Consider the following 21,024-nt stretch of genomic DNA (forward strand, 5'->3'; position numbering starts at 1 on the left):
ACACTTTCACGCTGCCGAGGCCCGCCGCGTCGGGAGCGAAGCGGACGTCATGCCGGGCGCATAGCGGCGGATCATGGTTGCGCAGAATTCCGCGAACTCCTCCGGCACCAGAGGTGGGCTGGTGTGGTGGGGCATCATTCCGCGATGCTGCGGTGTAAAGCAAAAGGTGACCGTCACGTCGAAATCGGCGAGTGCCTCCATCTGCCGGTCAAACCAGTCCAGCGCGTTCGGCCGGAAGCTGTCTGCCCAGGAAAGCCCCGTGCGCATATTGGTGACGCCCAGCCGCTTCATCCAGGCGACGGCATCGTCCAGCCGGGGGTCCTCGAAATGAAACCACTGCACCAGCCCCATTGCGGGCGTGTAGCGCAGGAACTCCTCCAGCGCAGGTTTTGGCGTACCGTCCTGGCGCAGCAGCCCCATGTGGAAATGTCGATAGTAAGAAGAGCCCTCCGCCTCGCGATGCCGCGTCGTTGCTTCCCATTCGCGCGGAAGGTCGTAGAGGCTGTACCACTGGATGCGTGGTGCGTTGCCAATCAGCAACTCAGCGGTGCGCTTGAGCCCCCAAACCTGGATTTCTTCCGCGCCGAAGGTTGATACGCCGACTTCGCTGACCCAGATGGGTAGGTTGGTGACGGTCGCGATCTCGCCGATCTTCTGTGGCCATTCGTGGATCTGCCACAGGTTCCAGTCGAGCGGAAAGCCGTGCACGGCGACGGCATCGACATGGTCCAGCACGCCGAATTCCTTCATGCGGGTGATAAAGCCCGGATCTATCGGCGAGATGCCACCGAGTACTTTCGTCAAAGACGGGTTCTCTGACGCGATTGCGTCAGCCGACAAGATCGCCATCCTGGCAAAGCGGCTCCAATCGGGATCGAGCTCTGGGTCCCAATGCGATTTGTTGTTGGGCTCGTTCCAGATCATGGCGGCTTCAATCATGGAGCTGTCCTTTCGAGGGGTAGATGGCGCCGCCGCCGGCCGGGTCCCTGGCTGCGCGGCAGAAATAGACCTCCTGCTCGGGGTGCAGAACGATCTCGAAACCGGCGCTGCGCAGCATCGCTTCGGTGCAGGCGCGGTTTGGAATCCACCAGTTGGTGGGATCGTCGGCATAGCGGTGCTCGATAAAATGCAGCTTGGGAAACTGCGGCTGGTCGAACAGGTCATGCGTCCAGAAATGATAGTTTTCTTCCAACTCGGGCAGATCCGCGCTGCCGCGCTGCATGGACTGGAAGATCATCAGGTCACGGGCGACATGTTCGCGGATCAGGTCGAGCGCGAGCAAGGGGTGGCGCAAATGGTAAAGCACCCCCATGAACAGCACGACATCGAACGTCTCGCGCAGCGAGCCGACGTCGTAGACCGAAAGCTTCTGGAATTCGATCTCGCAATCGGCAACCTCGGCGGCAAAGCGAGCCTGCGCCAGGTAGGCGTCGTCGAAATCGATGCCGAGGACACGGTCAGCACCTCGCCGTTTCATCTCGATGGAGTAAAATCCTGCATTGCAGCCGATATCGAGTACCGCCTTGCCCGTCAGATCAGTGGGAATGGCATTGGCAAATTTGCGCCATTTGATCAGCGGGTAGTTGCCCAGAAAATGGTTGGGAGCGGTTTCGACGCCGGCAAGTTCCATGTTGTGGAACCATGGGCCGAGCGCATCGATGCGGCGGCGGATTTCGGCATGGGAATGCAGCATGGCTCAGGCTCCTTCGCCAGGAACGACGGGTACATGCGACTGCGCGCCGGGCATGATCATGGTGGGCCGGCGGTGCGCGGATGGGGCGTCGTTTTCAAGCAACCGCAGAGCTGTGCGATAGCCGTTGAAAGTGCCTACATCGACATAGTCCGACCCAGCCCTGACACCAAAAGCTGTACCGCCGGCCGCGATATAGGCGTTGACCAAAGTGCCGATATATTCGTCACTGCGCTCGCGCTCACGCCAGAGTGCCGCAAGCTGATGCAGGATATGGCCCGGCATCTTGAACGCACCCCAAACCCAGTTCGTGGCGGCATCCTGTCGCTTGACCTGGATTTCGATCACGCGCTCGTGGACGTCGATGACGACGGCGTCGAAGAATTCCGGCTGATCCACCGGGAAAAGCAGAAATGAGAGCTGATCGTCGGGCAAATGGCGGAAACCGTCCTCGGGAAACCAGATCGTATCAGGAAGGCCGACCAGGACGACCTCGTCGGGCGCGACGAGGGGCGCCGCCCGGAAGATCGCATCGCACAGACCGACGGGGTTCGGCTGCACCACGAAGAGAGCCGCCGCGTCACCGTAGCCGGCGGCGTAGTATTCAAGGATGTCGGATTTGCCCGATCCGATGATGAAGCAAATCTTGTCGACGCCGGCCTGCACCATGCGCCGCACCAGATACTCGCTCACTGCGCAGGGACGCTCGGTCTGTCCATCGATCCGGCTACCGACCGGCAGCAGCTCTTTCGAGAAGCCGAGCGGCTGAATGCGGCTGCCGCGCCCGGCAGCGGGTACGATGCCCAACATCAGACCGCTTCCCTCATCGGTTCGCCGGGAGATCTTTGAAAGGCATCATTCAGGATGCGATCCAGTTCCGCCGCGCGCCGTGCGGAAGTGTGTTCGCCCAAGACCCGGTCGCGGGCACGCATTCGAATGCCGTCGAGCTCGCGCTCCGGCAATCGCAATGCGGCGACCACATCATCGGTGTCATGCGCCAACAAGATTTCGCGGCCGGGTTCGAAAAATTCGGCCAGGCCCGGCCATGCATCGGTGACGATGGCAGCCCCACACGCGGCCGCTTCGAAGAGCCGTCCCGACGGGCACCAGCCCTTTTGCGCCATCGCCTCCCGGGTGACGTTCAGTGTCAGGCGAGATGATGAGAAGAAAGCCGGATGGTCGGCTGGCGGAAGATGCCTGACAAAGAAGATGTTGTCGCTCCATGGGAATTCCTGCGGATATTGCGCGCCGCCAATGATGAAACGGTGGTCGGGCAGGCGCGCGGCCGGGCGGACCAGCAGCTTTTCGACGCCGGCCTGGCGATCCGCCGCGTAAGTTCCGAGATAGGACAGATCACCGGCGAATTCGGCCCGCTTCTCTGCCGGCCGGTGTTGGTCGGGATCGACATGCCCATAGAGAGGCACCACGTGACGCGCGCCCAAAACCGACTTAAGCGCCTCGATCGCAGAGCCGCCGGTGTAACTCAAAACGAGGTCGAAATCGGCAAGACCCTCAGGTCCGAAATAGGGCGGACGCTCGCCTTGCTCGATGCGGGCAAGCGTGACCGGAGTGTCGAGATCGTAGAAGACACGCAATCCGCGACCTGTCTGCTGCGCCAGCCGCGAGGCCTCCACGGCGTCGGCACAGTAGGAGGTAACGACGACGACATCCGCTTGCTTCATTGCCCGCTCCGCAACGCGACGGATGTCTTCCCAGTCCGGATAAATGACGACGTTGCCGCCATCGAGCCGATCGAGATCACGCGTCCCGGCATAGTAGGGGGTATCGCGTTCGAAGAAGGTGATGGACCATCCCAGCCGACCCAGGGCGCGGATCAGTCCCCGCCAGAGCGTGGCATGGCCGTTGCCCCATGATGATGTAACGGTGAGACCGAAAATGACCATCTGCATCCGGAAAGTCCTCGTCAGGCAGCTTCGTTCATTCGCAGGAGCTTGGAGCCCCAGTCACCCGACACGATGGTCGTGATCGAGGCTGGATCGATGTCGAAGCGGAAGCAGTCGCCGACCGGCAAGCCAAGCACCTTGCAGACGGCGGCCTTGATGACGTCGGCGTGGCTGACCAGGGCGACACACTGGTTCGGATGCCGCTCGCGCACTGCGTTCATCAGTGCGACGATCCGCTCCTGGACATCCAGCATGGTCTCGCCGCTCGGTGTCCTGGCCTCCTGCCGCTGGTCGTTCCACGCCCGCCAGCCGGCGTCGCCGTTCAACTCGTCGAAGGTCTTTCCCGACCAATCGCCGAAATCGATCTCGTCGAGTTCGGCGCAGATCGCGATTTCACCGACGCCGCAGGCAAGCGCGATCGGCACGGCCGTCTCTTGCGTACGCTCACGCGGGCTGCACAAGATGGCTTCAATCGGCTCCCGGGCCATGCGGCCACCAAGATGCGCGGCCTGCGCCTTCCCAGCCTCGCCAAGGCAAACGCCGTCCATTCGTCCTGCAAGATAGGAGCCGACATTGTCGTGCGCTGCATGACGGATCAAAAAGAACGTTGTCGTCATTCCGCGGCATCCAGCAAAGGCTCGTCCTTGCCGGCGATGAAAGCGAGCGTGCGCTGCCGCGCTTCGGCGTCGGTGAACTGTTCGGGAGGCGACTTCATGAAATAGCTGCAGGGGCCGGTCAGTGCTCCCGCTATGCCGCGATCGAGCGCAAGCTTGGCGCAGCGTATCGCATCGATCACCACGCCGGCTGAATTTGGAGAATCCCAGACTTCCAGCTTGAGCTCGGCGTTGAGCGGCACGCCGCCGAAGGTCGTCCCTTCCACTCGGATATAGGCCCATTTGCGATCAGTCAGCCACGGTACGTGGTCGCTGGGTCCGACATGAATATTGCCCGGCTCCAGGGGAACATCGAACTGGCTGGCCACGGACTGGGTCTTGGAAATTTTCTTTGATTCCAGCCGCTCGCGTTCCAGCATGTTGAGGAAGTCGGTGTTGCCGCCGAAATTCAGCTGATAAGTGCGATCGATGCGCACGCCGCGCTCGCGGAAGAGATTGGCCAGCAGGCGGTGAACGATGGTCGCCCCGACCTGGCTCTTGATATCATCGCCGACCAGCGGCAGCCCTCGCTGCTCGAAGCGCCGGCGCCATTCCGGACGTGAGGCGATGAAAACGGGTATGCAGTTGACGAAGGCGCAGCCGGCCTCAAGCGCGCATTCGGCGTAGAAGCGCGTCGCCTCCTCGGAGCCCACCGGCAGGTAAGAGACCAGCACGTCGGCGCCGCTGTTGCGCAGGATTTCGCTGACGTCGGCAACCGGCTCCGGCGCCTCCTCGATTTCGTCGCGCAAGTATTTTCCGATGCCGTCAAATGTCGGTCCGCGCTCGACGCGAACGCCGTTTGCCGCCGCATCGGCAAAGCGGAACGTGTTGTTCGGGGCGGCGTAGATTGCTTCAGCGACGTCGAGGCCAACCTTGCTCCTGGCGACGTCGAATGCGCAGACAATCTCGATGTCGTCGACATGGTAACCGCCGAGGTCGGCATGCATCAGCCCTGGGATTGGTTCGTTGCTTTTTGCGTGACGATAATAGGAGAGGCCCTGCACCAGGGAGGATGCGCAATTGCCGACCCCGACGATACCGACACGAACCTTTTTCGATCCCACGAAACTGCCGCCCTATGCTGTTCAAAGGTAAGTTCCTGCCGCCGAACCACCAGCGTGCCGGAATGTTCCTTGGCCTGCCGAAAAATTGCGCAAGACAGCATGGATCGAAGCAGCGCTCGCTGCGTTGCCGCAAGGCAAAGCATTGGAAAACCGATCGATGATCGTTTACGGCGACCAGAAGCGGAGGCAGAGCGCAGAACGGCTTCGCGATGCTGCGAGCGAAATTGCTCAAAGTCTGGACCGCATGGCTCATGGCGTCCGACGCCATGCCGCGTTGGTCGGCCTATTCATCAGCGTATCGGAACTGGTTCGCGCGCTTGCCGATGTCGATTTCGAGAACAGGGGCATCGACATCTTTTCGCCGCGGCAACAGCAAGGCGCCAGATTGCTGGTTGGTCTTGCGGCAGAGGTGGCGAAGTCGTGGCGAAGCGGTTTCGCCGTGGGCGGTGGCATCGAGCCGGGACTTCTCCAACTGCTGGACGGGTTCGATTGCGAGGCTGAGGTTCTGACCGGTTCTGCCGAGGGTTACGCGCATTACGCGCTTTATCCCGAAAGCTATTTGGGAGCGGCGCAGGAGTCAGGTCTCGATGCGAACACATGCGTGATCGGCATCCGCAGCATCGGCCTGGGGCTTGCCGCCATAGTGGCTGCCGCGATTGGCGCGCCGGCGCCGTTCAGCGTTCGTCCGGTCGGCCATCCTTTCCGCAGGCAGATCAATGCCGATCCGCGCTCGATCGCTTCCTGGAAGAACAATCCATCGGCACGCTTCGCCGTTGTAGACGAAGGTCCCGGTCTGTCCGGCAGTTCGATGCACGCCGTCGTCGCGTGGCTGCGGGAACTGGGTATTGGTATGGACCGCATTCACCTGTTTCCCAGCCATCCTGGCAACCCGGGCATCGAAGCGTCACGGGAGGCCAGGGAGACATGGTCGCGCTGTCCGAAACATGTGGCGACGGCGCTCGAATGCACCTTCCCCGAAAGCTCGAACATTCCCACGCTTAGCGAATGGGTGGCCGAGGCGGTCGGCAGCCCCGAATTACGCCTGACCGAACTGTCTGGTGGCGAATGGAGGAGCGTCCACTACGTCGACGAAAAGCATTGGCCGCCGAGCCCGCGCGGCATCGAGCGGCGTAAATTCCTGGCGTCCGCGGGGTGTGGTCGCTGGCTCGTCAAATTCGCCGGCCTCGGCGAAACCGGACGGCGTAAGAGACGAGCCGCGGAAATGTTGGGGAAAGCCGGGTTCGGATCGCAAGTGGTCGGGCTTTGCCACGGCTTTCTGGTCGAACGGTGGATTGACGGCACCACGATGGACCAGGCGCCGCTGCCAAGAGGAAGGCTGGTCGCGGAGTTGGCGCGCTATCTAACCTGGCGGGCGCTCAATCTCCGAACCTGCGAACCGGGTGCATCATTGCTCGCACTCGCGGAAATGGCTGTTTCCAACACATCTGAAGCCCTGGGCGAGAACCGAGCGGCGACGTTGCGCGGCTGGCTCTCGAAAAAAATCCCTGCGCATATTCTGCAGCCGGTGGAAATCGACGGAAAGCTTCACGCGTGGGAGTTTCTCGTTTGTGCCGACGGCTCGGTGGTCAAGACAGATGCCGTCGACCATTGCCGGGCACACGATTTGATTGGCTGCCAGCCGATAGAGTGGGACATTGCCGGCGCCCGTGTCGAATATGGACTGTCCGACAGCGATGTGACGACATTGGTCGAGGGGATGGGGCTCGATATTGACAATGGCCACATCGATTTTTTCGAACCCTGCTATTTGGCGTTCCAAATCGGGCTCTGGAGCACGGCTGCGCAATCCGAAAATGGCCAGGAAAAAGCAAGGCTGGCCGCGACCGCAGACCGATACAGGGCGGGGCTGATACGGTTCCTGGACGAATCTCAGGTGTAACGTTTCGATCAATCCAGCCTTCGCAGCATGTCTGCTTCCTGCTCGAGAATAGCGGCCACTTCCTCGCGCTGCAGATGCGTCATCATCAGGCTGACGCAGCACTCGAGATAGGTGATCGAGGAGCGCCGCAGATAGGCAGCCGCCTCGCGTTCGGCAATCTTGTCGACATCCTTCGCGGGTCGCTTGGGTTGCATGAGGATGATCCTCCGTATCGGGTCCCTCCCGCCAAACTACAAGGTTGGATGGATGTTCCGCACGATCTCCGGGCAGGTCCGGCCGCGGCCCGCGTCATGCAGGAAGGTTCTGCAGCCCGCCTGCGGGTCTCCTTTTGGCAAGGCCTGTCATCTGATCGCCGATGCCGGTGCCTTCGAGCGCCGCGAAATAATCGATCGTCAGCTTGAGCCCTTCGTTGAGCGGCACTCTCGGCGACCAGCCGAGCAGCGTTTTCGCACGCGAAATATCAGGCTGCCTGCGCCGAGGATCGTCTTGCGGCAGGGGCAGAAATTTCAGATCCGACTTGGTGCCGGTCATCGCCTTCACCAATGCCGCCAGTCGCACGATGGTGAATTCTCCGGGATTGCCCAGATTGACCGGCTTGCCCGGATTGGGGTCGATGTTCATCAGGCGCATCAATCCATCAATCAAGTCGGAGACATAGCAGAAGGATCGCGTCTGCTGGCCGTCGCCGAATATCGTCAGCGGACGCTTCTCGAGCGCCTGCATGATCAAATTCGAGACGATGCGACCGTCGGCCGGATCCATTCTCGGACCGTAGGTGTTGAAGATGCGCGCGACGCGGACGTCGGCCTTGCCGGCCCTTAGATAGTCGAAGCAAAGCGTTTCGGCGGTGCGCTTGCCCTCGTCGTAGCAGGCGCGTGGGCCGGTGCAGTTCACATGACCGACGTAATCCTCCCTTTGCGGGTGTTGTTCCGGATCGCCATATACTTCGCTCGTCGAGGCCTGCAGCAGTCGCGCGTCATTGCGGACAGCGAGTTCGAGCAGGTTGAGGGTTCCGATCACGCAGGTACGCGTGGTGTGTATCGGGTCGGCCTGATAACGCGGCGGTGAGGCGGCGCAGGCCAGGTTGAAGATGTGATCCACGGGCTCGCCGAGATCCAGTGGCCGGCAGATGTCCTGCTCGATCGACCGGAAACCCGGCCGGTCCATGATCGAGATGATGTTTTCCATGCGCCCGGTCAGAAAATTGTCGACGCAGATCACGCGCCAGCCATTGCGGAGCAATACTTCGCAAAGATGCGAACCGAGGAAACCCGCGCCGCCGGCAACAAGCACCGTCTTTGCCCTGTGCGCCTTTCTTGTCTGTCGCATCGCTGTTTTCTCCTGTCTGCCGTTCATGCTGCACTTCCAATGTCGAGATCGAGGGCCGTCGCCCTTGGTTGGGTCAGCGCCGCCACGAATTCGCGAGCCCTGGCCCCACCGGTGTGGGAAGCGAGGACGAGTTTGCGAGCCCGGCCGGCCATGGCCAGGCGTGCGCGCTCGGACTCGCCAACGAGGATATCGATGACTTCGTCCGTCTCCGCGGCGGTGTGGATCGCCGATGCGGGAAAGAAGCTGTCGAGCCCTGGCCAGTGGTCGCTGACGATGGGCGTGCCGCAAGCCGCCGCTTCGAACAGGCGCACGCTGGGCGACCATCCTGCGGTGATCATGGAACTGCGTGTGACATTCAGCGTGTAGCGCTGACGGCTATAGAACGCGGCGTGATCGGCTGGCGGCAAATGTTCGATGCGTTCGACATTGTCCGGCCAGATGATGTCGGATGGATATTGGGAGCCGGCCACGACGAAACGGAGGTTCGGCATATGCCGTGCGGGCTCGAGCAGCAGAGCGTTCAGCGTTGTCTGCCGGTCCATGCTGTAGGTGCCGAGATAGCCGAGATCCCAGCGGATCGGATCTCCTGTCGGGTGATGCCGTTCTGGATCGACCGAACAATAGAGAGGTTCGGCATGGCGTGCGCCGAAGTCTTGCGCCAGATGGTTGAGCGTTGGTCCGCCAGCGAAGGAGAAATAGACATCGAAGTACGGAATTTGCCGCGAACTCAGATAATCGCAATCGTCGGCTGAAAGCTTGGCCAGGGTCACCGGGGTGTCGATGTCGTAAAAGCAGAGCTGCCCCTTGCAAAGCGAGGCGACGATGTCGATGACCTGGCGTCCTTCTGGAACAAAGGATCCGATGACGATGATGTCGGCCTGCTCCAGGCACTGTGCGTAGTCGCGTTGCAGCTCCGCAGTGGTTTCGTAGTAGCGCAAGGCGCAGAACTCCGGATCGCGCAGATCGCGGTGATTGGCGTACCACGGCACGTTGCGCTCCAGAAAAGTCACCCGGTGACCGAGTCCGTGCAAGCCTTTCAGCAGGCCCCGGAAAGTCGTGGCGTGGCCGTTTCCCCAGGATGAGGACAGCGACAGGCCGAGAAAGACGATGTCCAGTTTCTTGGTCATTCCGCTGCCTCCACGGCCCCGTGCTCGAAATGTCGTTTGAAGACGGCATCCGCCACATCCGCCCGAAGCGCGTAGGTATGGTCCGCCAGCACGCGGTGAAGTGCGGCTTGGCCGATTGCCTTGGCCCGCCCGGGGGTCAGCGAGCGCATTATCTCCGCGACATCGCCGCCGTCACGCGCGACCAGGATCTCCTCGCCTGGTTTCAGGAACAGTTCCACGCCCAGCCATGCATCCGTGATGAGACAGGCGCCCGCGCCGGCCGCCTCGAACACTCGCGTGGCCGGTGAAAAACCGTTGGCGGCCATGCTGTCGCGGCTGATGTTCAACACGGCTTTTGGGGTGACATTGAAGGCGTTGTGATCGCGGGTGCCGACATGGCCGAGCCAGCCTACATTGGTGGGGAGCGGCTTGTCGCCCCAACCCGAGCCTCCGAGCAGGAAACGCTGTTTCGGCAGCTGGCTGGCGGGATCGAGGAAAAACGATTCGACACGCGCTTCACGGTCCGGCAGCCGGTTTCCGAGGAACGCCAGGTCGCAGGCAAAACGCGCTTTGCTGACGACCGGATGGTGCGTTTCGGGATCGAGCGCATTGTAGATGGGCACGCACTCCTTGGCGCCCATGGCACGATAGGCCCAGACAACGGGATCGCCGCCACCATAGGTCAGCACGAGGTCGATCTCCTGCAGTGCACGATGGAGCGGGTGGTCCGGCTCGTCGCGCAACTGGGCAAGCGTGGCTGGCGCATCCACGTCCCAGAATACGACAAGCGCGTCGCTGCGGGCGTGGTCGAGAACGGCGCGAAGCAGCGCCTCGTCTTCGAAACCGACGCCACTCGCCTTGACGACGATGTCGGCGCCGGCGGCACGTGCCGCGATCTGCATCAGCGCATGCTGGGTCGCTTCATAAACGACGACAGTGCACCAGTCGGGAGCTTCGATGTCGCGGTTCTTCTGCCGGTCGTAGACATCGGGTTCGTAGAACGTGATCTCGTAACCCAATTGCGAAAGTGCCTTGAGCAAACCGCGATAGTACGTCGCGGCACCGTTCCAGTAGGACGACAAAAGGCTCGATCCATAGAATGCGATTTTCATGCGACGGCTTCCTTTGCGGCTGTCGGGACGGCGGTGTGTCGGTTCGCGCATTGCGTGAGCACGCCGAGCAACTCGTCGACGCGGTGGCGGCAGGTGTGCCGCGAGCGGATGGTCTCGAGACCCGAGGTCACCAGGGAGGCCGCAAAGTCCTCGTCGGACAACACCGTCCGAAGCTGTTGCCGCATTTGCGAGCCATTCTCGGCAAACAGGAAGTCGACACCGGGCCTGAAAAGCTGCTCGACATCGGACCATGGCGCTGAAATCAGCGGAATGCCGCAGGCGAGTGCCTCGAACATGCGGATCGTCGGGATTCCGGGCAACCTCTCGCGATAGGGGCGCCGTGGAACGTGAACGGTGACACGATGCGCGGCGAAGGCCTTCGGCACGTCGGCATTGGCGATCCACCCCTCATAGCGCAGTCCTGCGGTGGCCAGATCCGCAAGTGCGGTCTTGGGGTAGCGTACGCCGTGAACAGCGGCATCAAGGCCGAGATCGTGCACCGGCTCGATCAGAAACTCCTTGAGTTCGGCGGTCCGCTCATCATCGCCCCAGTTGCCGATCCAGACCAGATCGGAGGTGGGGTGGATCTCCGGGTGCGGCTTGAACAGGCGATCGTCCGCCGCTTCATGCCAAGTGAAGACGCGCTTGCCCCAGCCGGCGCGCAGATAGCTCTCGCGCAAGGTTTCGCCAAAGGCGAGAACGCCGTCATAGTGCTCCAGCCGGAGCGCCGAGAGTGCCTCGGTCGCAGACACGGCCCGGTGGTGGGTGTCGTGAAAAAGAAGGATGAAGTTGCCGCCGGCGGCCCGGGCACGGCCAATACGTGCGACAAGCTCCGGATCCGTCCACTCATGAACGATCACAACGTCGGCCTCGGCAATCCAGGCTTCGTGATCAAATCCGGCGTCGTAGGTCACCGGCATCAGTTCGGGAAAATCCTTGCGGAAGCGTTCGATGGCGAACGACCCCTTCTCAGCCAGCAGATTCGACCGGCTCCAGCCATTCGCCGGCTCCAGCGCAATAGTCTGATGCCGGCGCTGGACCAGCTCTCGCATGACGCCGCGCAGGAAATGGGCATTGCCATGGTTCCAGTCGGAAACGACCGAGTGGGTGTAAAACACAAAGCGCATGATCAGCGCTCCGCCATCGCTAAGGCCGCTTTGTCGTAGACGCCGCGCATAGCCGCTGTCTGCTTTGTCAGCCTAAACCTGCGGCTGCGTCGGATGGCTGCCTGGCCAAGCTCTCGCCGGAGCTCGGCATCGCTGGAGAGACGGTTGAGGCAGGCAGCGAGATCGTGCGGATCGCGCGCGTCAAAGAATATCGCGGCCCCGTCCCATAGTTCGCGATAGGTGGCGATATCGGAAAGCACCAGAGGCGTAGCCGACATGGCGGCTTCCAGCGCGGCCAGGCCGAATGGCTCGTAGAGCGATGGCGATACGAAAATACCCGCGCGAGCCATCAACGAACGCACCTCATCGGACGGCACTGCTCCCAGAGGAACAGCATGGCTGAAGCTGACATGCTCGCCGTTTGGGCCGTTCGTCGAACCGGCGGCAAACAGAGGCCATCGCGTCAGGGACGCCGCCTGATCGACCACCGCCGCATTTTTGCCCTCGTCCCACCAGCGGGCAGCGGCGAAGACGAGCGGTTGATGCTTTTCGGCCTTCGGCAGAGGACGGGCACCATTTGTGACCACACTCAAGCGCGCGATCGGGCCGTAGCAGGTCTCTAGCATGTCGGCATGGCTGCGGCTCGGCGCGATGACCGCGTCGGCCCGATCCATGCCGCGTCTGTTGCGCTCCTTCTGCCAGGCCCATGCCCCATCCGCCGCCTGTCCTCTGACCGCATGGAACCAGGTCGTCACGCAGGAATGGGAGACCACCACGACCGGGCATGGCGCGTCGAATCCCGCCGCCTGCGAAGGCGCGTTGAAATGGACAAGGTCGATGGCGTGGTCGCGCATGGGCGCATGCAACTCCCGCGGCAGCGCGTCGAGATCACCGCCGTTGCGGGTCATCCAATCCGGCGGCGTGTTCAGCCAGATCAGCTTCGCGAAAGCCTCCGCCTCGTCGGCCTGCTGCCTGGACGGTGGCGGACCGAGGCCGGCAAGCACCACGCTATCGCCGCCGTTGACAAGTTCCCTGGCCAGGTCGAGCGCATAGCGCCACACGCCGCCCACGGCGTCGACCGTCATCAGGATGCGCCGCGAGCGCGGCGTCAGTGTCCGCAACATGTCGCCTCCAGTTCCGCCAGCGGACGCGGGCGCCTTTCCTGGATGTCGCTGAACTTCTGGAATGATGCGAGATAGTGATCATGGGCGCGCTCCCAGGCGAGGTCGTCGGGTTCGCCCCAAAGCTCGCGATAGCTTGGCGAACTCGGATATGGATAAAGCGGTACGGGTTCATTGGCCCACACGCCGTTGTCGATCAGGTGCGTTCGCCAGTAGTCCACAAGGGCAGGGTCATCCTCGACGACGCCGATCAGATTGGCCTGTACGAACGGAACGTGACGCCTGGCATTGACGAGCAGCGCGGCAAGTTCCTCGGTACCCAGCCGGCAGCGTTTCGCCAGCATCGCACGACCTTCCACGGTCAGGCTTTCGAGGCCGGCCTCGATGGAGACACAGCCAGCCGCACCGAGCAGTTCCAGCAGCTCGGGCTTCCAAAGGTCGATGCGGGTCTGCACACCGAACTTCACGTCGCGATGGATCAACGCTTCCAGCAGCGCTTTTTGCGGCAGGAAGATTTCATCGATGAAATAAATGTAGCCGACCCCCTGGGCAATCAGCCCATCGATTTCCGCTATGACAGCCTCGTGGTTTCGGCGGCGATAGGCATCGCGGAAATCGATCTTGGCGCAGAAGCTGCAATTGTAGGGGCAGCCGCGCGATGCTTCGACCTCCGCGCCGAACCCAACCTGCTTGTCATCGAACCTGTGATGGTGATGCGAATGGGCTGCGATCCAGTCTGATGGCCATTGGAGTGGCGGATGATCGACAAACGAGCTGGCGTGGACGCCGCCGTTCAAAACCACCTTGGCGTCGCGCAGGTAAGCGGTCGAGGGGACCGCGCTCCAGTCGTCGCGCCGGGCAAGTTCCGCGACGATTTCCTCGCATTCGCCGCGCACAACAATGTCGACGCCAAGCTTGCGCAAGGTTGGCGCGGGCGTAGCCGAGCCATGCGGCCCGACCGCGACTGTGCGTCCACCGCGCCCGGCGAGACGGTTGAGGAAATCGGCCGGCACGCGCAACTCGGGTGGTGCGCAGCGCCAGAACAGATAAGTCGGGGCGGTACTGACGACCGTCATTGCAGGCGCGAAATCAGCCACACGCTCGGAGAGGTCCGAGTTGTCGAGCTTCTGCAATTGCCCATCCAGCATCAACACCTCATGGCCGGCTGTTTCGAGGAGGGATTTCGAATAGCCGAGTTCCAGCGGGAGATGTGGTTGGCGGCAGCCGAAATAGATGCTGTCGTCATAGGTCCAGAACGGGTTTACCAGGGCGATTTTCATGCGACGTACCTCACGACTTCGGGGCGAGGCTGGAGCCGGTGTTGTTGCAGCCAGTCTGCGAGATCGCGAATGCCTTCGCGCCATGAAACACGAGCTTTCCAGCCAAGCATCGCTTTGATCTTGCGGGTGTCGGCGACGAAGAAGGGCTGATCGCCGGTGCGTTCGTCATCATGGCGGATCGAAAGCTCATGGCCGGTCAAGCTACGGATCTCGCTCAACAGCATGCGCAGGCTGATCGCATTATCGGGGCCGCCGCCAAGATTGAATGCCTGGCCTTTGGTCGTCTCGATACGATCGAGCGTGGCCCTGTAGGCGGCGACCGCATCGGAGACATGCAGTATATCGCGCACTTGTCTGCCGTCGCCGTAAATGGTGATTGGACGTCCCGTCAGCGCACTCAGCAGGAAGTGCGCGACCCAGCCTTGATCCTCGGTTCCGAACTGGCGCGGCCCGTAGATGCAGCTCATCCGCAGCACCGCCGTGGGCATGCCGTAGGATTTGGCATAGTCGAGCACATATTGGTCCGCCGCGCCTTTGGAGCAGCCATAGGGCGTGCAGAAATCCAGGCCGTGGGTCTCGTCGATGCCATTCGCTTGGATGATGCCGTCGCAAGGCAGGTAACGATCGCCGTCCTCGCGCACCGCGACGTCGGGCAGGCTGCCATAGACCTTGTTGGTGCTGGCGAAGACCACCGGAACAAACTCACTGCTCAGCCGCGCCGCCTCGAGGACATTGAACGTTCCTCGAAGGTTGATGTCGAAATCCTCGTCCGGTTGGACCAGGCTCGTTGTGACGGCGGTTTGCGCGGCCAGGTGGAAGATCGCCTTGGAACTCTTCAGAACGGGCGCAAGCGCGTTGGCGTCGCGCACGTCAATCGTTTCGACCATGAGGCGGCTTCCGTGTTTCTGCGCCAGCCATTCAAGGTTCTGTTCGACGCCGGGGCGGCTGAGATTGTCGATCACCAGCACCGGCTCGCCATCCGACAACAGGCTGTCGGCCAGGTTCGATCCGATGAAGCCGCTGCCGCCGACAATGGCGACGGGCGCGTCGCGTCGATTGCGCGTATTCATGACACCAGCCCACGTTCTTCAAGCTCGCGTTTCATGTCGGCGCCGCGGTCGATGGCGGACGAGTTGCGCACCCAGGAAACGAAATCGGCGAGCGAATTCTCCAGTTGTTGCCTCGGCTCGAAACCGAGCAGCTCACGGGCCTTGGAAATATCGGCGAAGCAGTTGCGGATATCCCCGGAGCGCGCCTTGCCGAGCAACTCTGGCGAGCGGTCCGGCGTTCCCATGGCCTCGGCAAGTACCCGCGCGACGTCGCTGATAGCATAGGCTCGGCCGCTGCCGATGTTGATGACGTGACCCCTTGCCTGGCGTTGCTGCAGCGCAAGACGAAAGGCGCGGGCGACGTCATCCACATGGACGAAATCGCGTTTCTGTTCGCCATCCTCGAAGATCATTGGACGTTGGCCGTTGGCGAGACGCGAAGCAAAATTGGCCAACACGCCGGTATAGGGGTTCGATAACGCCTGGCCGGCGCCGAAGACGTTGAACAGGCGCAGCGCGACCGCATCGATGCCATAGGCTTCGCCGAAGATCAGCACGGCGCGTTCCTGGGCGTATTTCGTCAGTGCATAAATAGAGGCGAGATCGACCGGCTTTTCCTCGTCCGTCGGCAGGGGGGAGAGGGGCTCGCCTTCCGGCGACAGCGGATTCCATTGCCCGTTTTTGATGTCGCTCGCCTTGCGCCGGGCATTGTCGATGCGCCGGCCGTCCGATGTAGCATAGAGGCCCTCGCCATAGACACTCATCGATGAGGCGACGACAATGCGCTCGACCGGGTGTTTGATCAGCGCCTCGAGCAGCGTCGCGGTGCCGAGATCGTTGGTGCCGACATAGCGCGCGATCTCGTACATCGACTGTCCGACGCCGACTTCCGCGGCCAGATGAATGACCGCGTCAACGCCTTCCAGCGCCTTGGCGACCGCCTCCCGGTCCCGAATGTCGCCCTTGATCAGCTCGGCCCCGGCGGGAAGGGCGACTGTTTCGCCTGCGTGCACCTGCTCCAGCAGCACATCCAAAATGCGAACCGAATAATCCTGCTCGATGAGTTCCTGGGCGACATGCCGGCCAATGAAGCCGCAGCCCCCTGTAACCAATATCCGTTTCACGACCACTCCTCAGACAGGTAATCTTGGCGACCCGAACTTTTCGGCAAAAGGTTTGTTCCCTTGGCTTCAACAAAGTTCCTTTGGCCGGCTTCGTTCGGAAGCAGCCACATCGCGCTCGCCGCGCCGTGCCGGAACATTGCCGCCCTTGTGCTGTTAGGACGCCGGCAGCCCCGACGATGCCCGATGTTGGCAACGCCGATGATCAAAGGAGATTTCAATGTCCCAGTCGCAAACGACCACCAATCACGACGAAATCCGCAAATGGGCCGAGGAGCGGGATGGACGGCCGGCAGTGGTTCGCACCAAAGGGGCGGGCGGCATCCTGCGGATCGACTTCGGCAAACCCGAGGAAGCATTCGAGCCGGTCGAATGGGACGAGTTCTTCCGCATATTCGACGAGAACGATCTGGCCTTTCTTTACCAGTCCAAGACTGGTGACGGACAAACCAGCCGTTTCAACAAGTTCGTCGAGCGCAACCAGAAAGGCGAATGACACATTTCGAGCCGGCCGATTTGCCCGACCTGGTTCTCGGGCCAATTTCTGGATGCGGTGGAACAATAGAGGCTCCGATCCTTCGGTCGCTGAACCACAGCCGCAGCAAGGATCGAAGGCCTGGGCCTGAGCGCAGGAGGCGGCGGGGCTGGATAGGCGTCAAAAGCTGGAAACCCGCTACTCGTCCTGCCGTGAAACCAAAACGCCGCTCATCAGTCGTCCTGCTGCCTGCGGTGGCGGTGTTTTTCGATTTCCTCGGGCTCTTCATCGTCGATCCGCGTGATGTTCGAGGCATTGTGGTCTGATCGCAGGATCTCATCCAGTTTGGCGTGAATGGCCTGAGTGTCGCGGTGCTCGGCACGCTGGATGAACAGCGTCATGGCCCACGTAAACAAGGTAGCCGCTCCATGCCAGTCCAGGGTCTGTCGCTCGAAGATCATCCAAAGGATTGCGTAGACCAACAGGATCAGGAATGCCGCGGGGCGGGAGGTTAATGTGCCGATTGAGGTAAGCACGCCGGTGACGGGATGATTGGCCATGCGAAAGAACTCGCGGCAGTGACCGTGGTTCCCGACCGCAGTGCATCGCGCCGGCACGAACCAGCTAGGCGCGACGGATGAATTCACGGCGCAGTGCTTGCCGATCGCAGCTACAACGATGACCACTCGATTGCCGGGCGCGCAATCATCAGCCAGAAAATGGCGAGCACGGCGCCGAAAGCTGGGAAGCCGAAGACAAACCAGCGTCTGAACAGCTGATGGTAGCGCTCGGGAGGAGGTTGGTTGGAGAGTGCGGCCTGTGTGGCTAGATTTCGCATCTCGATCTGCATCCACACGACAGGCAGCCAGAACAGGCCCGTTAAGATGTAGAGCAGGATCGAGAGAACGATCCATCCTTCGGACAGCGAATACCCCGCAACCCTAGCGAGGCCCAGTCCGGTCAGAGGTTGTGCGACAACGGCCGTAGCCGTGAACAGGAAATCAGCCAGCACGACAATGCGGGCGACGGCTGCGATCGTCGCGGCATTCCCGGTCCGGTGTGCCAAAAGCATGAAAAAAGCAATGCCGGCACCAGTTCCGAGCAGCACAGCAGCGCCGATCACGTGCAGGTATTTAAGCGCGAAGTACATCATCAGCGTTCCTCCAGAATGGCCAGCGCTGCAAAATGCAGAACGAGGATCGGGAGGATTTTGATCAGCGGCCCGAGTGGCTCAAGCCAAAGATCCGGCCGCAGAATGCTCCCAGCGGTCGCATAGAAAAGCGATACCGCGATTGCGCCGAAAAGACCAAGCTGGCTGGTTGGGCGCCAGGCGATAAGCGCCCCGACGGCGATGTCAGCCAACGCGCCGGCGACTACCGCCGGTTCGGCCAAGGGGCCGGCGGCAGTGCCAATCAGCAAGTCAACTCCGCTGCGCCAGCCGGCGGTCAGGGAAATGATGCCGGTCATGATCCAGAAGAGCGGCAAGACGACAAAGAGCGCCGGCTTGACGAAGTAAAGACCGGCGAACCATCGCTCCTGCACGGTCGCAGGATTTAGACGCAGTGCAGATGTAAGACTTGATGGTTGAATGCCGGTCGCCGTCATCCACGGCTGGGGATCGCCGACAGCGCCACGGGCAATCTCTTTTGCTGCATTGCTGCGCATGGGCGGGCGCCAGCCCAGCTGAGCCGCGGCATCCCCGAACCTGTACAAGATAGCTGCGGCCCAATTCGGCAAGATGAACTCCCGAGCACTGCTCCATCCGAACCAGCGGCGATAGCGACCCACGACCTCGCTCATCGAAAGTGCCTCGGGCCCAGCCAGGTCCAGCGTGAGGTGCGATGGGCTGCCGGGTTTGAGGAAAAACAGGACGGTGGAGATCACGTCATCGAGTTGGACGACTTGGAGACGGCCCGTGTCGGGCATCAACGGCAAGAGCGGCAACGCCGCGAGGCCGCGAAAAAGTGCACTTGCGCCGAAGGCCGGCCTTCCCAGTACTACGGAGGGGCGCAGGATGACCCAGTCAAGGCTACGTGCCATCAGTGCTTCATCGCCGGCGAGCTTGCTGGCGGAAAAGGCGGACGGCTGCTGGCGATCGACCCCGATGGCAGAAAAGTGGATCACCTTATTCACACCTGCTTGCTCACACGCGGTGAAGAGAGCCGAGGCGCCGGTAGAATGGACATGCCGGGTGTTTTCCCGGGCACTATCCTGCAGGACGCCGGCACAGTTTACGACGGCGTCCACACCGGCGAGATAGGGGATCCAGTCCTGAGGTCGCAAGGCCCGCGCCATATCCAGGGAAACGGTTGGGATCTCCGGGTGGACGCCAGTGTCTGCGTGGTGAAGCACGCGAACCACTTCATGTCTCTCGCCGGCCAGGCGCGCGCAAAGCGCGGCTCCAATCAGACCTGACGCGCCGGTGACGAGAATTTTCATTCCTTCCTCCAGCCGTTCGCCGGCGCGTGCCCTTCCATCAACCCAGCGGCTGCGCCTGAGAGAACTCTAGCAAAGCCGAAGTCAGCAGTCTCACGCCGGGTGGAACAAGTTCCGGGCATCAACGCAGCCAAAGATGAGCCGGTAGGGTGCGTTCGCATCTGCAGGTCAACTTCGCCGGAATTTCGTCGCCGGCTCGGCGCAATCGCGGAGGTCGTTATGAATGTGAGTTGCAGCCTTGGCGGCGTCTCCGAACGCAACAGCAATTTGATTGAGCCCCTCGGCCACGTCGCCAATGGCATAGAGTCCTGGCGTTGAAGTCTCAAGGTGTCTGTTGACCAGGACATAACCTTCTGCGTCACAGTTAGCCCCCAGAGCAACCGCGAGTTCGGAGCGTACGTCGCTGCCCATCGAAGGGTACACCACATCGATGTTGCGCATCGGGGCGCCCTCGGCCATGACGACATCGAACCCGGTTCGTCGAGGGATCAGGGCATCGACAGCGTCCCAGATTTCAACTCCGCCTGCCAAGGCGGCGCCCCGGGCAGCTTCGGAAACATCATCCTGGTTATTGGCGAGCAAGGCGACCTGACTGCCATATCCCTTCAGGAACAGAGCCTCCCTGACGGCGAGATGCTCCGGACCAACGACGCCGATGCGGCTACCCCGGGCCTCATATGCATCGCAAACCGGGCACAGTCTGACAATGCCGGTTGCGATCGCCTCCTCCAGTCTTTCGATGGGAGGTGCCTTGTCCACAATGCCCGTTGCCAGAATCACGCGCCTTGCTTGGACAATCCCGCAGGTGGTCGTCAGAACAAAAAACCCCTCGCGTTTTTCGGCGTGGCCTACGCAACCATGGACAAGGCTCGCGCCGTATAGCTGTGCCTGGGCTCGTAGGCGGCCGAGCAGTTCTTCCCCGTTGATGCCGTCGGGGAAGCCGGGACAGTTACGGGATTTTGGGATGAGCTTGGCACGCGCATTCCCCGCGTCGAATGAGATCACCGAACGCAGAAACCTGGCTAAATACATGGCTGCAGCGAGCCCCGCGGGGCCGCCGCCGACGATGGCAACGTCAAAAACTTGTTCGCCCGAAAAACTTGGTTCGCCCGAAAAGCTTGGCATCGGGCCTAACTTCAACTCAACGAGCTTGTTCCACAGGGTCGAAATGGACGCAATCAGGATGCACACTGCACAATAAGAGTGAACTCCAATCGAGTCGTGAAGAGAAAGGCCACTGCCTCATCAAGCCTGCAAAAACCTCGTGGCTCCCAACGCTGTGAGTACAGCACCACTGGGAAAGTGAACGCATCATGGAACTTCGGCTCACCGTCGCGCTTAGTTTGGCGAAAGGGTGGTCTGAGATGAGCGCGACCAGAGAGTTTTTTCAAAACTGGCTACAGGAGAATGTCGGCACACTTCCTGGTCGAGAGGAAGTCAGCGTCGCGGTGCTCGCTCAGCAATTCGAGCAGGATGCCGAGGTGGCTGGTTATGGGCGTGAAGTAAGGGAGGACGAACTCGGAAACATCGAAGATGCTATCGTGCAAGCGATCGAGAACGCCGGGTCCGGGGTGCAGAGCCCGAGCTCCGAAAAGAGCGATCCGGCACCTGTAATGGACGCGTTGGAGGTCGATGATGCCAAGAGCGGACCGTAGCCCCTGACACCTTCTTCTGTTCG

Annotated in this window: 22 protein-coding genes; 3 read left to right on the forward strand and 19 right to left on the reverse strand. The window is 61.6% G+C overall.

All coding sequences use genetic code 11. The features are described 5' to 3' along the window. Window positions 1–6: 6 nt before the first annotated feature. The 6 genes from NKI10_RS01760 to NKI10_RS01785 are packed head-to-tail and all read right to left on the reverse strand — an operon-like array spanning window position 7 to window position 5,311. Window positions 7–939, reverse strand: coding sequence for a glycoside hydrolase 5 family protein (locus NKI10_RS01760; protein ID WP_023739578.1), 933 nt, complete (start codon window positions 937–939; stop codon window positions 7–9). Continuing rightward, complete coding sequence (locus NKI10_RS01765) at window positions 932–1,693, reverse strand: TIGR04290 family methyltransferase (protein WP_352858212.1); 762 nt, start codon at window positions 1,691–1,693, stop codon at window positions 932–934. The genes NKI10_RS01760 and NKI10_RS01765 overlap by 8 nt, the downstream gene beginning before the upstream one ends. Before the next feature lie 3 nt (window positions 1,694–1,696). Continuing rightward, window positions 1,697–2,500 (reverse strand): sugar phosphate nucleotidyltransferase, encoded by an 804-nt coding sequence (locus NKI10_RS01770; protein ID WP_023817803.1) that lies wholly within the window; start codon window positions 2,498–2,500, stop codon window positions 1,697–1,699. Beyond that, the gene (locus tag NKI10_RS01775; RefSeq protein WP_352858215.1) at window positions 2,500–3,600 is read right to left on the reverse strand and encodes a CgeB family protein; all 1,101 of its coding nucleotides are present in this window, start codon (window positions 3,598–3,600) and stop codon (window positions 2,500–2,502) included. Before NKI10_RS01775 ends, NKI10_RS01770 begins: the two co-directional genes overlap by 1 nt. A 14-nt stretch (window positions 3,601–3,614) precedes the next feature. Beyond that, window positions 3,615–4,211 (reverse strand): histidine phosphatase family protein, encoded by a 597-nt coding sequence (locus NKI10_RS01780; protein ID WP_023667978.1) that lies wholly within the window; start codon window positions 4,209–4,211, stop codon window positions 3,615–3,617. Further along, window positions 4,208–5,311, reverse strand: a complete 1,104-nt coding sequence (locus NKI10_RS01785; RefSeq protein WP_352858218.1) for an inositol-3-phosphate synthase — start codon at window positions 5,309–5,311, stop codon at window positions 4,208–4,210. Before NKI10_RS01785 ends, NKI10_RS01780 begins: the two co-directional genes overlap by 4 nt. 85 nt (window positions 5,312–5,396) lie before the next feature. Between NKI10_RS01785 and NKI10_RS01790 the strand changes: the two genes are divergently transcribed. After that, window positions 5,397–7,211, forward strand: coding sequence for a hypothetical protein (locus NKI10_RS01790; protein WP_352858221.1), 1,815 nt, complete (start codon window positions 5,397–5,399; stop codon window positions 7,209–7,211). 8 nt (window positions 7,212–7,219) lie between these two features. Here the strand turns inward: NKI10_RS01790 and NKI10_RS01795 are convergent, their stop codons facing one another. From NKI10_RS01795 to NKI10_RS01835, 9 genes are all read right to left on the reverse strand, one after another. Further along, a complete protein-coding gene (locus NKI10_RS01795) occupies window positions 7,220–7,405 on the reverse strand; it encodes a hypothetical protein (RefSeq protein ID WP_023667982.1) in 186 nt (61 codons plus the stop codon). Between the two features lie 94 nt (window positions 7,406–7,499). Further along, the gene (locus NKI10_RS01800) at window positions 7,500–8,540 is read right to left on the reverse strand and encodes a UDP-glucuronic acid decarboxylase family protein (RefSeq protein WP_352858224.1); all 1,041 of its coding nucleotides are present in this window, start codon (window positions 8,538–8,540) and stop codon (window positions 7,500–7,502) included. A gap of 23 nt (window positions 8,541–8,563) precedes the next feature. After that, window positions 8,564–9,667, reverse strand: a complete 1,104-nt coding sequence (locus NKI10_RS01805; RefSeq protein ID WP_352858227.1) for a CgeB family protein — start codon at window positions 9,665–9,667, stop codon at window positions 8,564–8,566. Next, window positions 9,664–10,758 (reverse strand): CgeB family protein, encoded by a 1,095-nt coding sequence (locus tag NKI10_RS01810; RefSeq protein ID WP_352858229.1) that lies wholly within the window; start codon window positions 10,756–10,758, stop codon window positions 9,664–9,666. Before NKI10_RS01810 ends, NKI10_RS01805 begins: the two co-directional genes overlap by 4 nt. After that, on the reverse strand, window positions 10,755–11,885 hold the full coding sequence (locus tag NKI10_RS01815; protein ID WP_023681098.1) for a CgeB family protein: 1,131 nt from the start codon (window positions 11,883–11,885) through the stop codon (window positions 10,755–10,757). Before NKI10_RS01815 ends, NKI10_RS01810 begins: the two co-directional genes overlap by 4 nt. Window positions 11,886–11,887: 2 nt before the next feature. Continuing rightward, on the reverse strand, window positions 11,888–12,988 hold the full coding sequence (locus tag NKI10_RS01820; RefSeq protein ID WP_023681099.1) for a glycosyltransferase family 4 protein: 1,101 nt from the start codon (window positions 12,986–12,988) through the stop codon (window positions 11,888–11,890). Further along, window positions 12,973–14,265, reverse strand: a complete 1,293-nt coding sequence (locus NKI10_RS01825; RefSeq protein ID WP_023725527.1) for a TIGR04295 family B12-binding domain-containing radical SAM protein — start codon at window positions 14,263–14,265, stop codon at window positions 12,973–12,975. The genes NKI10_RS01820 and NKI10_RS01825 overlap by 16 nt, the downstream gene beginning before the upstream one ends. Then, complete coding sequence (locus NKI10_RS01830) at window positions 14,262–15,335, reverse strand: GDP-mannose 4,6-dehydratase (RefSeq protein WP_023696367.1); 1,074 nt, start codon at window positions 15,333–15,335, stop codon at window positions 14,262–14,264. Before NKI10_RS01830 ends, NKI10_RS01825 begins: the two co-directional genes overlap by 4 nt. Beyond that, entirely contained in the window at window positions 15,332–16,438 is a 1,107-nt protein-coding gene (locus tag NKI10_RS01835) for an NAD-dependent epimerase/dehydratase family protein (protein WP_023681102.1), read from the reverse strand. The genes NKI10_RS01830 and NKI10_RS01835 overlap by 4 nt, the downstream gene beginning before the upstream one ends. A gap of 217 nt (window positions 16,439–16,655) precedes the next feature. Between NKI10_RS01835 and NKI10_RS01840 the strand changes: the two genes are divergently transcribed. Further along, window positions 16,656–16,931: a hypothetical protein gene (locus NKI10_RS01840; protein WP_023667991.1), complete on the forward strand. Its 276-nt coding sequence runs from the start codon at window positions 16,656–16,658 to the stop codon at window positions 16,929–16,931. A gap of 212 nt (window positions 16,932–17,143) precedes the next feature. On the opposite strand, the gene NKI10_RS01845 is transcribed toward NKI10_RS01840, so the two are convergent. From NKI10_RS01845 to NKI10_RS01860, 4 genes are all read right to left on the reverse strand, one after another. Then, window positions 17,144–17,470: a low affinity iron permease family protein gene (locus tag NKI10_RS01845; RefSeq protein ID WP_023681103.1), complete on the reverse strand. Its 327-nt coding sequence runs from the start codon at window positions 17,468–17,470 to the stop codon at window positions 17,144–17,146. 110 nt (window positions 17,471–17,580) lie between these two features. Beyond that, window positions 17,581–18,063, reverse strand: a complete 483-nt coding sequence (locus NKI10_RS01850; protein WP_352858233.1) for a DUF2269 family protein — start codon at window positions 18,061–18,063, stop codon at window positions 17,581–17,583. After that, on the reverse strand, window positions 18,063–19,349 hold the full coding sequence (locus tag NKI10_RS01855; protein ID WP_352629306.1) for an SDR family oxidoreductase: 1,287 nt from the start codon (window positions 19,347–19,349) through the stop codon (window positions 18,063–18,065). The genes NKI10_RS01850 and NKI10_RS01855 overlap by 1 nt, the downstream gene beginning before the upstream one ends. A 165-nt stretch (window positions 19,350–19,514) precedes the next feature. Next, on the reverse strand, window positions 19,515–20,471 hold the full coding sequence (locus NKI10_RS01860) for an NAD(P)/FAD-dependent oxidoreductase (RefSeq protein ID WP_352858236.1): 957 nt from the start codon (window positions 20,469–20,471) through the stop codon (window positions 19,515–19,517). Between the two features lie 188 nt (window positions 20,472–20,659). Between NKI10_RS01860 and NKI10_RS01865 the strand changes: the two genes are divergently transcribed. Further along, window positions 20,660–21,001 (forward strand): DUF768 domain-containing protein, encoded by a 342-nt coding sequence (locus NKI10_RS01865; RefSeq protein WP_023696361.1) that lies wholly within the window; start codon window positions 20,660–20,662, stop codon window positions 20,999–21,001. Window positions 21,002–21,024 lie beyond the last annotated feature (23 nt).

Source organism: Mesorhizobium sp. M0802 (assembly GCF_040320115.1).
GTDB lineage: Bacteria > Pseudomonadota > Alphaproteobacteria > Rhizobiales > Rhizobiaceae > Mesorhizobium.